Origin of the sequence: Guptibacillus sedimenti (genome assembly GCF_028610665.1) — a bacterium.
Taxonomy (GTDB): Bacteria; Bacillota; Bacilli; order Bacillales; family Guptibacillaceae; genus Guptibacillus; species Guptibacillus sedimenti.
Genome location: NZ_JAQQWV010000003.1, coordinates 262,151 through 275,532 on the forward strand (window position 1 = coordinate 262,151; position 13,382 = coordinate 275,532).

General features: G+C 39.7%; 13 protein-coding genes. 1 reads left to right on the plus strand and 12 read right to left on the minus strand.

Annotated elements, in window-relative coordinates:
* Positions 1-3: 3 nt before the first annotated feature.
* From PQ578_RS15775 to PQ578_RS15795, 5 genes are read right to left on the minus strand one after another with little or no spacing between them, the layout of a single operon-like run.
* Positions 4-1,326 carry a lysine N(6)-hydroxylase/L-ornithine N(5)-oxygenase family protein gene (locus tag PQ578_RS15775; RefSeq protein WP_273835373.1) on the minus strand — a complete coding sequence of 441 codons (1,323 nt, stop codon included), beginning with the start codon at positions 1,324-1,326 and terminating at the stop codon, positions 4-6.
* Entirely contained in the window at positions 1,319-1,882 is a 564-nt protein-coding gene (locus tag PQ578_RS15780; RefSeq protein WP_273835374.1) for a GNAT family N-acetyltransferase, read from the minus strand. The genes PQ578_RS15775 and PQ578_RS15780 overlap by 8 nt, the downstream gene beginning before the upstream one ends.
* The gene (locus tag PQ578_RS15785) at positions 1,872-3,605 is read right to left on the minus strand and encodes an IucA/IucC family protein (protein WP_273835527.1); all 1,734 of its coding nucleotides are present in this window, start codon (positions 3,603-3,605) and stop codon (positions 1,872-1,874) included. The genes PQ578_RS15780 and PQ578_RS15785 overlap by 11 nt, the downstream gene beginning before the upstream one ends.
* 32 nt (positions 3,606-3,637) lie before the next feature.
* Positions 3,638-5,155 (minus strand): pyridoxal phosphate-dependent decarboxylase family protein, encoded by a 1,518-nt coding sequence (locus PQ578_RS15790; protein WP_273835375.1) that lies wholly within the window; start codon positions 5,153-5,155, stop codon positions 3,638-3,640.
* Positions 5,152-6,507 (minus strand): aspartate aminotransferase family protein, encoded by a 1,356-nt coding sequence (locus tag PQ578_RS15795; RefSeq protein WP_273835377.1) that lies wholly within the window; start codon positions 6,505-6,507, stop codon positions 5,152-5,154. The genes PQ578_RS15790 and PQ578_RS15795 overlap by 4 nt, the downstream gene beginning before the upstream one ends.
* A gap of 312 nt (positions 6,508-6,819) precedes the next feature.
* On the opposite strand from PQ578_RS15795, the gene PQ578_RS15800 reads away from it, so the two are divergent.
* Positions 6,820-7,413, plus strand: a complete 594-nt coding sequence (locus tag PQ578_RS15800) for a DUF6944 family repetitive protein (RefSeq protein WP_420541574.1) — start codon at positions 6,820-6,822, stop codon at positions 7,411-7,413.
* Between the two features lie 77 nt (positions 7,414-7,490).
* Here the strand turns inward: PQ578_RS15800 and PQ578_RS15805 are convergent, their stop codons facing one another.
* The 7 genes from PQ578_RS15805 to PQ578_RS15835 all read right to left on the minus strand — a co-directional run bounded on the left by PQ578_RS15805 (position 7,491) and on the right by PQ578_RS15835 (position 13,380).
* Positions 7,491-7,964 carry a GNAT family N-acetyltransferase gene (locus PQ578_RS15805; RefSeq protein WP_273835379.1) on the minus strand — a complete coding sequence of 158 codons (474 nt, stop codon included), beginning with the start codon at positions 7,962-7,964 and terminating at the stop codon, positions 7,491-7,493.
* An 84-nt stretch (positions 7,965-8,048) separates the two neighbouring features.
* A complete protein-coding gene (locus PQ578_RS15810; RefSeq protein WP_273835380.1) occupies positions 8,049-9,239 on the minus strand; it encodes a thiolase family protein in 1,191 nt (396 codons plus the stop codon).
* A gap of 13 nt (positions 9,240-9,252) precedes the next feature.
* Positions 9,253-10,401 (minus strand): acyl-CoA dehydrogenase family protein, encoded by a 1,149-nt coding sequence (locus PQ578_RS15815; protein WP_273835381.1) that lies wholly within the window; start codon positions 10,399-10,401, stop codon positions 9,253-9,255.
* A gap of 15 nt (positions 10,402-10,416) precedes the next feature.
* Positions 10,417-11,262 (minus strand): 3-hydroxyacyl-CoA dehydrogenase family protein, encoded by an 846-nt coding sequence (locus PQ578_RS15820; protein ID WP_273835528.1) that lies wholly within the window; start codon positions 11,260-11,262, stop codon positions 10,417-10,419.
* Between the two features lie 34 nt (positions 11,263-11,296).
* Positions 11,297-11,719 (minus strand): PaaI family thioesterase, encoded by a 423-nt coding sequence (locus PQ578_RS15825; RefSeq protein ID WP_273835383.1) that lies wholly within the window; start codon positions 11,717-11,719, stop codon positions 11,297-11,299.
* Positions 11,720-12,493, minus strand: coding sequence for an enoyl-CoA hydratase/isomerase family protein (locus PQ578_RS15830; protein WP_273835384.1), 774 nt, complete (start codon positions 12,491-12,493; stop codon positions 11,720-11,722).
* 20 nt (positions 12,494-12,513) lie between these two features.
* On the minus strand, positions 12,514-13,380 hold the full coding sequence (locus PQ578_RS15835; RefSeq protein WP_273835385.1) for a 3-hydroxyacyl-CoA dehydrogenase family protein: 867 nt from the start codon (positions 13,378-13,380) through the stop codon (positions 12,514-12,516).
* Between the last annotated feature and the right edge of the window lie 2 nt (positions 13,381-13,382).

A 13,382-nucleotide genomic window follows, 5' to 3' on the forward strand; every position in this document is an offset into this window, starting at 1 on the left:
TTTCTAATTAGTTGTTAATGCAGGTTTTTTGACCACTCCAAAAGATTGGAAGACATTTTTTGACTGAACGGGATACACTTCTTTCTTAGCGATTTGATTAATAATCACGGCGTTTCGATGAGCGCCAAGACCAAGGTCAGGTGCCCCGACCCCATGAGTGTGAAGTTCACCGTTTTGTACAAAAATCTCATTTCCACTGTTATGTTTCGTGCCCAAACGATAATCTTCTGTAATTTCAAAACGGTTTTTTGGGTCTTTAATTAATAGGGTTTCCGGCAAAAAGCTTGGCATGTTCTGTGTGTAACCAGTCCCAAGAATGATGACTTCAGATTCAAAATCAAACGATTCCTTTGTCACGGTATGACTTCCTTGTACGATGCATACGTCTCCAATTATCTCTAGATGGTTTATTTGGCTCATTGCTTGTAGATGCGCCGACTGTTGATTTCCGATCGATTGCTCATATAAAACATTATAAATTTCAGAAATCGTTTCCGCGCTAATACCTTTATAAAGCAATGCTTGATCTTTCAGTAGCCCATCTTTCATTTCTGGTGTAAGTCTGTAAAAGAAGTCCGTGTAATCTGGCGAAAAATATTCTAGACCAAGTTTTGAATATTCCATTGGGAAGAAGCCGTCTGATCTTGTATACCAGCTTAATTCATAATGGTGCTTGTCCTGCTCTTTGGCTAAGTCTAAAAAGATTTCAGCTGCACTCTGACCTGAGCCGACGACAGCAATCGATTTCCCTTGTACAGCTCGCTCTTTCTTCTCCATGTAATCTGATGAATGAAAAATCGTTTCACTGAGCATAGACTTGAATGGTTTAGGAACGGAAGGTACTGAACCTATCCCCATTACGAGATGTTTTGTAAGGAACGTTTCAATTTCTTGTGTTCTAACATGCTGAACTTGCACAAGATAAACGGATTCTCCTTTTCTTGATTGATGTAATGAAACATCCACCACCTCATAACCAAATCGGCATGAATCAAGTTGCTTCGATACCCACTGACAGTAGTGATTGTATTCTTTTCGAGGGATATGAAACTTTTCCAAAAAATAAAAATGATACATGCGATGATGAATTTGTAAGTAGTTTAGAAAGCTAAATTTGTTTTTTACGTCCGCCATGCTGACCAGGTCAGCGAAAAATGGCACTTGTAAAGTGGTTCCATCAATCAGCATTCCAGGATGCCAATCAAACTCTTCTTTCCGATCAAACAGAAGGACATCCACCTCATCAAGCTCGTCTGTTAGGGCAGCAAAACCCAGATTAAATGGTCCAATCCCTATTCCGATTGCATCATATACGTGTTCACTCATTCCCCCACTTCCTTTCAAACTGATCACGTTCACAAATCATTAATAACCCTGTTTTATCAGGAAGGTTAATCGGTTTTTGTGGTCGAAAGCCACATTTTTCAAACACATGAATCATTTTCTTGTTTTGAATATCTGGTTCAGCAATCACTCTTTTTGTCCTCTTTTCCTTTAGTTGTAAGGACACCATTTCTCGAAGAAGCGGAAGGGCGTATCCCTTACCAAGGAAGTCTGTTTCTCCAATTAAGAGATGAATTCCTTGGTCATAAGGTTTATTGTCATACATGCCTTCCATGATATCTCCTTCTACCCAGTAAGCTTCCCAGTAGCTGATCGGTTCGTTGTTTACAAAACCGAGATAAAGGGTTTGATGCTTGTCTTTTAATGCTTTCAGCAAATGACGTTTATAGGCTTCTAACGGTATATTTAATTGCCAGAATGGGGAAACATGTGCTTCGTTCATCCACCGATGAATCCTATGTACATCGCGTTCAAAGCTCACTTCAGAAAAGGTGATGGACTTATATTCTTGATCTACTTCAACGTGCTTATGAGCCATTTTCTACTGCAACCTCCTGAGCAATTGGATTATTGACCATTGTATAAACCGATTGTGTCTCCAGTGATCCCACCAGCTCATCCATGTCATAGAAACGAGTTAGTAAATTCGCTTTACACGGCAAAACTGGCTCTTCTAGTAAACTCTTCACAAGAGATGAAGGCCCCTCATACCGTAGAAGACGTTCTCTTAAGAGATCTATTAGGTGTTGTTCGCTAATCAACCCGTTCACTCCAAATGCATTGATTAAGCCAAATAAATGATTAAAAAAGAAATAATAGCGAAAACGTTCATTTGCTACTTCATCAGTACAAATCGTATCGCTTTTCTTATTTAAATCTGGAAGAAGTTTTGAGAGCTTATCAGCCATAGATTCGCTTAAGTAATAACCCTGATTGTCACGGTAATAGAAGCTTGATGGATAACCTTCCGATAATTTAATGACGGAATTCTGCTGATGGGCTTCAAGAGCAATACCGTAGTTGCGATAAAGCCATAGCATCGGATCAAGAGAGAGAGACAAATAGCGATCAAACCATTCTAAACTTACTTTTTCAATTGCACGTCCTTCTCTTCTCGCAATTGAATTGATCATAGAATGTAGACGAGCCTTCCCGCCATACGCATGATCCTGGCAAAGAGCAGCGACTAAGCTCGTGTTTTCGCTATTTTTATAGAAAGGATTCTCTCGTATGACAACTGCAAAACCATGTTCAAGATCCGGAATGGCGACATTCAAATAAGCAGGATCACGAATGATATCGAACTTTGGGTGACATCTCTTTAGTTCTTTTCCTAACGTTGTTTTCAGTAATCTAGAAACTTCAACGCCTCGATCAAGCTCTTTTTGTTGGTTAACTCGAAGTGAGTTTGTTATTTTAACAGGAACCGAAAATTTCAGCATATATTTAGACTGATGACTGTAAAGCGTTCTAAATGAAGAAGTAGCCGTATACATCTTCCCTACTGGCCCTAGATAATCAAGTTTGCCTTTTCGAATATAGTGAACCACATGTTTGTTTTTTAAGAGAACATTGACTTGAAGTGGGTGCACGGGAATAAGAGTCCATTTCTCAAATTGATGAAGCCATTCTTGATTAACGGTTTCATCCTCTTTTAATTCTTTTCTCATCAGTTCACTTGCGGATAGTGATAAACTAGAATCTTCTATGATGATTGATGGATGAACACTAAAATAGTGAAGTTGAAATTCACCATTCAATTCAGGTGAGTACAGATGATCTTCTTCTAGTGATAATCCTTGTTTGCTTTTGGGTGTTGGGTGTAGCAGATGCCCAAGTAAGAGAGACTGTTCTGCTTCAATGTAATCAAATGTTTCATCCGATAAGCGCTTTTTGTCCTTGTATCTTTCTTCAATATACGATTTCATGTGTTGACAGCTTAATATGATCCGCATAATCAATTCATCTTCTGCATCTAATCGATTCTGATCGATCAGGAGTTCTTTTACAATTAACGTGGTTAATGTAAGATAATCAAGCGAGTTAAATGACCCATTTCCTATGCGATAAACCAATGGGAATTGAAAGATATGTCGTCCAGTTAGAGACCAATAAGAGACTGGTATAATCAGCTCAATTCCCTGGTTATCTAGTAGACAGGAAATGAATTTCTGAGCTGATAAATCTCGTAAAGCTTCAGGTTTTTCTATTTCAGTAAATTGGCTAGTTTCGCGTAAATAGCAATTTAGGAAGCTCTGCATCGTAGCTTGTTCTGCATAGTTTTTGGCAAACTTCACGTGTGTTCCCTCCATTTCGATCCTAGCGTTTGAATTTCTTCTACAATCTCATAAATATGCTCCATTTTTGTTCTAGGATTAAGCATGGTGAATTTTAAATAGGTTCGTCCATTCACCGATGTTTTAGCAATGGCAGCTTTGCTTTCATAGAGCATTTCTTGCTGTATTTTTCGATTTAACTTGCACACATCTCCGGTTGAAGTCTGTGGTTCAAATCGAAAAATCACCGTGTTGAGTTCTGGGTTTTTGTTTTCAACTTTTATATTAGGTTGATGAGATAAGTAATTCGCTGTTTCTTGTGCCAGATAAAAAGTAGCGTCAATCATTTCAGAAAAGAGATTAATTCCAACGGTTTTCAACGAGAGGAAAAGTTTAAAAGCATCAAATCTTCTGGACGTAACAATTGATTTGTTGACTAGGTTTGGAATTCCTTCCCCTTCATCCTCAATTGGATTCAAGTAATCAGCGTGATGATTTAGAAAATGAAAGGACTGGCTGTTTTTCACAAGGAAAGCGCCACATGAGATTGGTTGGTAAAAAAGCTTATGAAAATCAACTGTAATGGAGTCCGCCTCTTTAATTCCTTCTAGCTTCCAATTGTGAGATTCAGAGAGTATAAGTGCTCCACCATATGCCGCATCGACATGGAACCATAATTCTTCCTGCTTTGCGATCGTGGCTAATTCAACTAAAGGGTCGATGCTCCCGAAATCAGTCGTGCCACACGTTCCGATTAGTGCAAAAGGTAAAAGGTCTTTTTCTTTTAAATCTATCAATTGTTTTTTTAAGTACATCGGCGACATCCGGTGGTGCTCATCAACTTTTACCTTTATTACAGCGTTCTCTCCTAGCCCTAGCTGGGCAGCTGTTTTTTGTACGGTAAAGTGTGCATCCTCAGAGCAAAGAATTCTTAATTTGTGAAATTGAGAGGGTAACCCATCACGCTTGACCTCACGTCCCCACTTGCGATAACAAAATTCATCCCTCGCTAACAAAAGTCCTGTATAATTCGATTGGGTTCCCCCACTTGTAAATGTGCCATCAGAAGTGGCTTTATAGCCAAATTTCTTTGTCAGCCACTTGATCATTTCCTGTTCTAAATACGTGGCAGCTGTGCTTTGATCCCATGAATCAAGAGACTGATTGAAAGAACTAATCACAAGCTCCGCCGCAATAGCTGATATGAGTGGAGGACAGTGCAAATGGGCGATGCTTTTTTCATGGGAGACTTGAAGACTATTTTTTAGTATCGGTTCTGCTATTTCTTGCAAAAGTTCGGTGAAATTTTGAGCTTCACTAGGAAACTTAAGCAGTGTTGCGATTTCCTCTTGAACCATCTCGGGTTGCTTCCCAATATATGGAGCGGATGATTCCTGAAAGGTCCGACTAATGATGGCGATCATTTCGGTCATTTGCTTTTGAAAAGAAGCTTGCCCCCTTTCCCCACTATGAAGAAAGAGTTCTTCAATTACTTCTGCCAGTTCTGCTTTAATTTCTTCGTTCGATATTGTCATTCGATAGACTCCACAGCAATTTTTACTGCTTCTTCAATGATTGAGAGGACATCTGACACTTGCTCATCCGTAATGATCAATGGAGGTAAAAGTCTTATGACACTGCCGTTTCTCCCTCCAACTTCTAAAATCAAACCTCGATTAAAACATTCTCTCTGAATACGACTTGCTAATGCAGGGTGAGATGGATAACTTCCTGAAGAAGATTGGACTTGTGTGGGGTCTACAATTTCTACCCCAATCATTAACCCTCTTCCTCTAACGTCACCAATTTCACCGAAATGGTGTTGCATATCTTTTAGTGCAACAATCATTCTTTCCCCCATTGCAGCGGCATGATCGTGAAGCTTATGCTCTTTGATAAATTTCAACGAAGCAGTTCCAGCAGCCATTGCCATTTGATTTCCTCGAAAAGTACCAATGTGCGCACCCGGATCCCACTTATCAAGATCTTGATCATATATCACAACGGAAAGAGGTAAACTTCCTCCGATTGCTTTTGAAAGCACAATAACGTCCGGTACAATCCCTGCATGTTCAAATGCGAACATTTTACCCGTTCGACCGATGCCTGTTTGAATTTCATCAATAATGAGAGGAATTCCTCTCTCACTCGTGATTCTTCTCATTTCTTGAAGCCATTCAATTGGAGCTGGAACTGAACCTCCTTCTCCCTGTACGACTTCAAGAATCATAGCAGCCGGAGGAAGAATGCCACTTTCTGGATCATCGAGTAGATTTTCGATATAAGTACTCGATATGCGATGGCCTTCTCCTTCTTTCATCCCATATGGACATCGGTACGAGTAGGGATATGGCATGAAATGAGTATCAGGAATTAATCCTTGTACCTTTTCTTTCGGTGCGTGATTTCCACTAATGGACATCGTGGCGTGAGTAGAACCATGATATCCTCCCTGAAATGTAAGGATGCTGCTTCTTCCAGTTGCTGTCTTAACTAATTTAAGAGCTGCTTCAATCGCATCTCCCCCAGTTGGACCACAAAACTGTATCTTAGCTCGTTCTGCGAATTGTGTTGGTAAAGTTGAAAAGACTTCATTCACAAATTCTTCTTTAATAGGCGTTGTTATATCTAATGTATGTAACGGCCGTTTATCCCGAAGAATTTTTTCCATTGCATCGATTGCAACTGGATGATTGTGTCCAAGTGCTAAAGTTCCTGCACCTGCCAAACAGTCATAGTATTTTTTTCCGTCTACATCTTTCACAAAAATTCCTTCTGCTTCTTCGATTGCAATCGGTATCCTTCTAGGATAAGATCGTGCATTCGATTCTCTTCTTTCTTGCTGCGTCAGTAGTGTATGGTTATTAGCTAAATTTTTAACAGTCATATAGAACCATCCTTTTTAAATGATAATCATTTTCAATGTGTTGCAAGTACCATTATAAATGAGAATGATTATCATATTCAATGATACTTGAGAACTATTATCATTTGTATAACTATTTCTATTTAGGTCTATCGAATGGTTAAATAACCAATAAAAGGGTTCTATAACTTAATTCTGGGTGTCAATTGATTCATGCAGCGAAAGGACATCATCTTCTTAAACTATTCTGGAATATAAGACCCTACATACAAACATTGTTTCTCATTATTGAATAAGATGAAGAAATGCAAGGGAGCGTGTTTAAAATTGGAGGTGTATGGTGATCTAATTATACTAACTGGGGCTTGGATTCAAGCTTTAGGAGCTGCTGTTGCTTCAATAGGCGATACGCTAGTTGCGATAGAAGAAAAAGGAACGGTTGCTGAGGAAGTAGGCGGTGATTTGTATGCGATTGGGAATGCGATCGAAGCAACTGGAAATGCGCTTCAAGCTGTTGGGCGAGAACTTTTACCAGGAAATACGGATGAAAAAAACTTAGGGATTCTTGGTTCCTGGTTTCAAGCAGCAGGGAATATTTCAAATGTATTGGGCGGAGCTCAAGCCATTAGTTTAGACGAAGAAGAAGGCTTGAATATTGATATTATAGGAGATGTTATTCAAACGATTGGTGCTGGTTTTGAAGCGCAGGGCTCAAGTCTAAGTCGCTCGGCTTATGCTAGAGTCATTACTACAGGTCAAACGATTCAAACATATGCGCTCACAATCGAGACAATTGGTCTTGTTTACATTAAAAAGAAACGAGTGCGGCTTGGAGAGCAAATATTGGCGCTAGGGAGTTATGCTCAAACTGCCGGTTCATTATTGGAAGCTATTGCTTATACGAAGGAATTTAATCTGAAATATTAAGTGAAATTCCATTATTAAGTTAGAATGAATTCCATTTGTTACACAAAGTAAATCACTAGAGGGCATCGCATTGCATGTTATACGAATTTTTTTATCATCTGGTAGTTCGTTAATTGAATTCCACGAATGTCCACGTTTTGCTTCGTTATCACTATAAATCCTTTTTCTTCAAAAAAAGGAAGAGCAGTAATGCTAGCATCAGTACGAATTTCACTTAATGAATACTCACACACAATGGCTTCAATTTTCCTTAGGAGTTGTGATGCTATTCCCATTCGCTGAAATTGACTATGCACATATAAACGATCAAGATAACCTTTTGTAGTCATATCGATAAATCCTACGATTTCTCCCTTTTTTTCCGCTACATAAGTAAAGTTTTTAGTGAATTCTTTGTGCCATTTGGACGATCTGATTTCCTTTGAGGTTGTATTTATCCAGGCGTCTATCTGCATGGACGAATAATCCTTTTTATTAATGCAATAAACTGTCTGTTGAAATAATTCAATAATTTCATTTAAGTCTTGATGATGATATTGTCTTATCTTCATATTTCTCCTCCTTTATTCTCTTTTCCTTAAATATCCTGTACCTAGAGACAATCAAATGAAAAAAAAGACGGCATCCCGTCTTTTCTAGTTAACTATATTCTCTACCATTATGGCCATCCCTTGTCCTCCTCCTACGCACAGTGTGGCAATGCCAAACCGCTCATCTCTTCGTTTCATTTCATACATCAGGGAGGTTAAAATGCGTGCTCCTGTTGCGCCAAGAGGGTGACCAAGTGCTATAGCTCCACCATTTACATTCACTTTATCTGGCTGAAGTCCAAGTTGACGGATAACAGCGAGCGCCTGAGCAGCAAATGCCTCGTTTAATTCGACTAAACCAATCTCATTTAATTTTTTTCCGGTTCGTTCGAGTAGTTTATTAACAGCAGGAACAGGTCCAACCCCCATTACTTCTGGTGAAACTCCTGAAGTGGACCAATCAACTACACGTGCAAGAGGCTGTAGATTTAGTTCATGAGCTTTCTCTTCTTTCATAACAAGCATCGCTACAGCTCCATCGTTTCTTCCACATGAATTTCCTGCAGTAACGGTACCCCCTTCCTTGAATACAGGTTTTAACATGGAAAGTTTTTCTATCGTTGTACCTGGCCGTGGATGTTCATCTTGTTTCACCAGGTTGGTTTGGCGTCTAGACTTTACTTCAACTGGAACGATTTCTTCAGCAAATGCCTCTTTCTCAATCGCTTCTGCCGCACGTCGCTGGCTCTCAGCGGCAAATGCATCCTGATCTTCTCGAGTAATTTGATATTTTTCCGCTACGTTTTCTGCAGTAATACCCATTCCTAAATGATTTCCGTATAATTCAACTGGCTGTTGACCAGCTTCCAAATTGGAGTCTACCAATGTTGTTTTATCTCCGCCAAAACGACTATTACGTAAATAAATAGGTGCGTTACTTAAACTCTCTGTTCCTCCTGCTATAAGGATTTCAGCCTGTCCGGAATGGATTTGTTGAACAGCTGAAGCAATTGCCTGCATTCCAGAAGCGCAAAGTCGATTAATTGTAAATGCGGGTGAAGTAGCAGGTACCCCTGCTCTTAAAGCAGCAACTCTGGCAACATTCGACGACTCTGTTGTTTGACGTACTTCACCAAGGATAACTTCATCAATAAGTTCGGGCGTAATCCCTGCTCTTGCGATGGTTTCTTTAATGGCAAGAGCTGCTAATTCACCTGAATTAAAATTTTTCAACACGCCTCCATAACGCCCTACTGGTGTCCTAACAGCTTCAACAATGACAATCTTTTCTGTCATACCTCTTCCTCCTTTAGCTGTACTCTTTTCGAAGTTGACTTGCAATGATGTTCTTTTGGATTTCAGAAGTTCCTTCGTAAATCCGTGTAATACGCGCGTCTCTAAAATAGCGCTCAATTGGATAATCGGAAATGTAACCAATTCCTCCATGAACCTGTAGCGCTTTGTCTGCCACTCTGTTGTAAACTTCTGATCCATATAACTTAAGCATGGCAGCTTCTTTGATCACTTTTTCACCTTGATCAACCATCCACGCGACGCGGTACGTAAACGATCTTAGGGCTTCAATCTCTACTCCCATTTCTGCCACCATGTGAGCGACGGCCTGATGTTCAATAATTGGTACTCCAAATTGAATGCGTTCTTGTACATATTCCATGCTTAAATCCAATAGTTTTTGAGATGACCCCAGATTACGCGCAGCGAGCCCAGCACGTCCATTTGCTAAAATTTTCAATGCATTCACGTATCCTTTTCCTACCTCACCCAGCACGTTTTCCTCAGGTACTTCACAATTATCAAAAATTAGCTCAGCGGAGTGAGATCCTTTTAACCCCATTTTTTCTTCAACCGCACCAACCTGAAAGCCTGGAAAGTCCTTTTCTACGATAAATGAAGTAATTCCCTTTGCACCTTTTGATGGATCTGTTGCTGCCATTACGGTAAAAACATCAGCTTCAGTGGCATTCGTAATGTAGTGCTTTGTTCCATTCAAAATATACTTATTTCCCTCTTTAACTGCTGTGGTTTTTAAATTAGAAGCATTCGATCCCGCAGAAGGTTCGGTTAAGGCGAATGCGCCAATTTTCTTTCCGCTTGCCATATCGGGTAAGTATTTTTGTTTTTGTTCTTCATTGCCGAGTTCAACGATCCCAACTGAGCCAATACCTGTATGAGCACCTATCAATGTAGTAAAACCATTATGTGTTTTACCTAACTCTTCATAAAGAGCGCATTTTCCAACCATGCCTATTCCTAAGCCACCATACTTTTCTGGAATACTTAAGCCGAAAAGTCCCATTTCTTTTGACAACTCAATGATCCGCTCTGGAATACGATCTTCGCGCTCTATCGTCATGGCAACCTTCTCGACTTCATTTTCAACAAAATTGCGGATGTTGGTTTTAAGAAACTGAATGTCCTGATCGAATTTAAAGTCCATTATTTTCTCTCCCTTTTAATCGTATGTATAAAATCCTCTTCCGCTTTTCCTCCCTAGTCTTCCGGCTTTAACGTATTTCGTTAAAATCGGGCATGGTCGATATTTTTCTCCGAGCGTTTCATACAGATATTGCATGTTACGTAGTCTTGTATCGAGACCAACTAGATCAGCGAGTTCTAGTGGACCCATTGGATGGTTTAGACCTAGTTTCATCGCTTTATCGATATCCTCTGGTGAACCAACACCCTCCATGACCATGTTCATCGCTTCATTGCCGATTAGACAATTCATTCGGCTGACAGCAAACCCAGGAAATTCATTAATTCGCACGCATTCTTTTTCAATCGATTTCCCAAAGGCCATTGCCTTGTTAATAGTTTCTTCCGATGTTTCCAAACCACAAATCACTTCGATCAGCTTCATCTTTGGAACGGGATTAAAAAAGTGAAGGGCAAGACATTGATCAGGTCTCTTTGTTTGGGCAGCGATTTCGGTAGGGCTCATGGTGGATGTGTTGGTAGCTAAGATAGCATGATCTGGTGCGTATTCATCGAGTTGTTTAAAGATACTTGTTTTGAGTTCCATTATTTCAAGAACTGCTTCGATGACTAGATCACGATCCCTGGCAGCTTCAGATAGTTCTGTTGTATAGTTAATTTCTCTAAATCGTTTATCAGCTAATTCTTTCGAAAGAAGCTCTTTACTTACGGACCGATCAAATTGCGTTTTTAGATAAGATTTGGACTTATCTAATGACGCCTCGCTAACATCCTGAAGAATGACCGATAGTCCTGCTGCTGCAGCAGAATAGGCAATGCCTCTCCCCATAGTTCCTGCACCAATCACTGCTATTTTTTGAATTGACACATGCAACACCTCTTTTCTTTAACGATCGTTATTGTTCTTTCGATTTAATCACTTTAAAAGTTCCACTTCCTTTTGCAAGAAGTTTTCCGTTCTCATCCATCACAATTCCTTCACCCATTTTCGTTCGCTTTCCTTCTCCATAGACGAACGCTTTTGCAATAATTTTCCCACTTGTGATTGGAGCAATATAGTTGATGGTCAAGTTAATCGTGATGACAGGACTGCCGATCATAGAACGCATTTTCAAACTAATAATATTGTCGATCATCGTTGCATATACACCACCATGCAGACTTCCATGTGTGTTTAATAGTTTTCTTTCTATTGGTAGCTCAAGGATGACTTCATCTTCAGTAATCGATCGTAATTCAAAGCCTAATAAATTGAAAAAGGGACTTGTTTCAAAATCAGTTCTAACATGATCATAAATAGTGTTTGTATTTGTCTCCATTTATTTACCTTGAAAAACGGGCTTTCTTTTCTCAAGAAAAGCTCTCGTTCCTTCGTTTTTGTCTTCTGAAGCAAAAAGAATCGCTTGTGACAGCTTCTCAATGAGTAAACCTGTTTTCATATCTGTATCTGCTCCCATATTCACGGCGAGTTTTGCCATCATAACGGCCATCGGACCTTTACTAATAATTTGTTGGGAGATTTCAACTGTTTTTTCTTTTAAGTTTGATATTTCAGCAGTTTCAGTGATTAGGCCAATCGCAGCGGCTTCTTCACTTGAAATCAACTTTCCTGTTAAAATCATTTCCAGTGCTTTCCCTCTACCGACAAGTCTTGTAAGCCTCTGAGTACCACCTGCTCCAGGAATAATGGAGAGATTGAGTTCGGGCAAGCCAAATTTGGCATGAGTCGCTGCAACTCTTATGTCACATGCCATGGCAAGCTCGCATCCACCACCCAGCGCATAACCGTTTACCATTGCTATGGTTGGTTTCGTATAGCCTTCGATATAATCATAGACTTCCTGCATGCTTCCTGATTTGAATGCATCATACATGGTTTTCTTTTCAAGTTGTGAAATATCTGCACCTGCTGCAAATGATTTTTCTCCTTCACCTGTGATGATGACACACTTCACTTCGTCCATTTCTTCAAGTTTCTCCAGAGTTTGTTTTAATTCAATCAATGTTTCTTTATTCAAAGCGTTCCTTACGTCAGGACGTGAAATTTTCACATAGGCTAGCTGATCTTCTTGAATGAAAACGATATTCTCCATATTCAAACGACTCCCATCATTTAAGTTTGATAGCTATAAAAGCCTTTGCCTGTCTTTCTCCCAAGTTCCCCTTTGTTTACTTTTTCTTCCACGATTTGTGCTGGTCGATCGGCTTCATTTCCGGACTCTTCAAATCGCTGTTGCCGTACATAATAATTCACATCGATACCAGTGAGGTCCATTAGTGCAAAAGGTCCGATGGGATGATTTAATGCTTTTGTGCAAACGAGATCGATCTCTTCGTGTGTTGCATAGCCATTCTCAAGTAAGTAAACTGCTTCGTCCATTAGTTTTCCAAGAATTCTGTTTGCAACAAAACCAGAAATTTCTTTTTGCAATAGAACCGGCGTTTTGTGAATGGATTTTACAAATTCGAAAGCGGTATCTGCTGTTTGGTTAGACGTATGAGGTCCTTTTACAACCTCTACTAAATCCATGACGAGCGCAGGATTGAAGAAATGGATGTTGCATACAGCTTCAGGACGGTCCGTTGCGTCTGCTATTTTTGAACTTACGATTGTCGAGCTATTTGTCGCAAGGATGCAATGATTTGGGCAGATTTGATCGAGCTTAGCAAACAGTTCTCTTTTGACTTCTAGCTTCTCAATGATTGCTTCGATAACAAGGTCAACTTCTTTGAAATCGTTTAGAGAAGTACTAAAGTGAATCAAGTGAAAAGCTTCTTCCACCTGTCCTTCTGTCAATTTTCCTTTCTTAATTCTGCGTTCCATATGGCCAACTAGTGACTTTCTGGCTTTATCAAGACTACTTTCTTCTATATCGTTTAAAACAACTGGATAGCCAGCAAGAGCGCAAACCATCGCAATCTGAGCCCCCATGGTTCCAGATCCAATCACACCAACTCTATTAACACGTTCATTTTTCATTA

Bases quoted from the DNA above. Each gene is read 5' to 3' on its own strand.
- PQ578_RS15815 (WP_273835381.1), bottom strand. From the start codon at position 10,401: ATGGACTTTAAATTCGATCAGGACATTCAGTTTCTTAAAACCAACATC.
- PQ578_RS15780 (WP_273835374.1), bottom strand. From the start codon at position 1,882: ATGGCTCATAAGCACGTTGAAGTAGATCAAGAATATAAGTCCATCACC.
- PQ578_RS15810 (WP_273835380.1), bottom strand. From the start codon at position 9,239: ATGACAGAAAAGATTGTCATTGTTGAAGCTGTTAGGACACCAGTAGGG.
- PQ578_RS15775 (WP_273835373.1), bottom strand. From the start codon at position 1,326: ATGAGTGAACACGTATATGATGCAATCGGAATAGGGATTGGACCATTT.
- PQ578_RS15825 (WP_273835383.1), bottom strand. From the start codon at position 11,719: ATGGAGACAAATACAAACACTATTTATGATCATGTTAGAACTGATTTT.
- PQ578_RS15785 (WP_273835527.1), bottom strand. From the start codon at position 3,605: ATGCAGAGCTTCCTAAATTGCTATTTACGCGAAACTAGCCAATTTACT.
- PQ578_RS15830 (WP_273835384.1), bottom strand. From the start codon at position 12,493: ATGGAGAATATCGTTTTCATTCAAGAAGATCAGCTAGCCTATGTGAAA.
- PQ578_RS15795 (WP_273835377.1), bottom strand. From the start codon at position 6,507: ATGACTGTTAAAAATTTAGCTAATAACCATACACTACTGACGCAGCAA.
- PQ578_RS15835 (WP_273835385.1), bottom strand. From the start codon at position 13,380: ATGAAAAATGAACGTGTTAATAGAGTTGGTGTGATTGGATCTGGAACC.
- PQ578_RS15805 (WP_273835379.1), bottom strand. From the start codon at position 7,964: ATGAAGATAAGACAATATCATCATCAAGACTTAAATGAAATTATTGAA.
- PQ578_RS15790 (WP_273835375.1), bottom strand. From the start codon at position 5,155: ATGACAATATCGAACGAAGAAATTAAAGCAGAACTGGCAGAAGTAATT.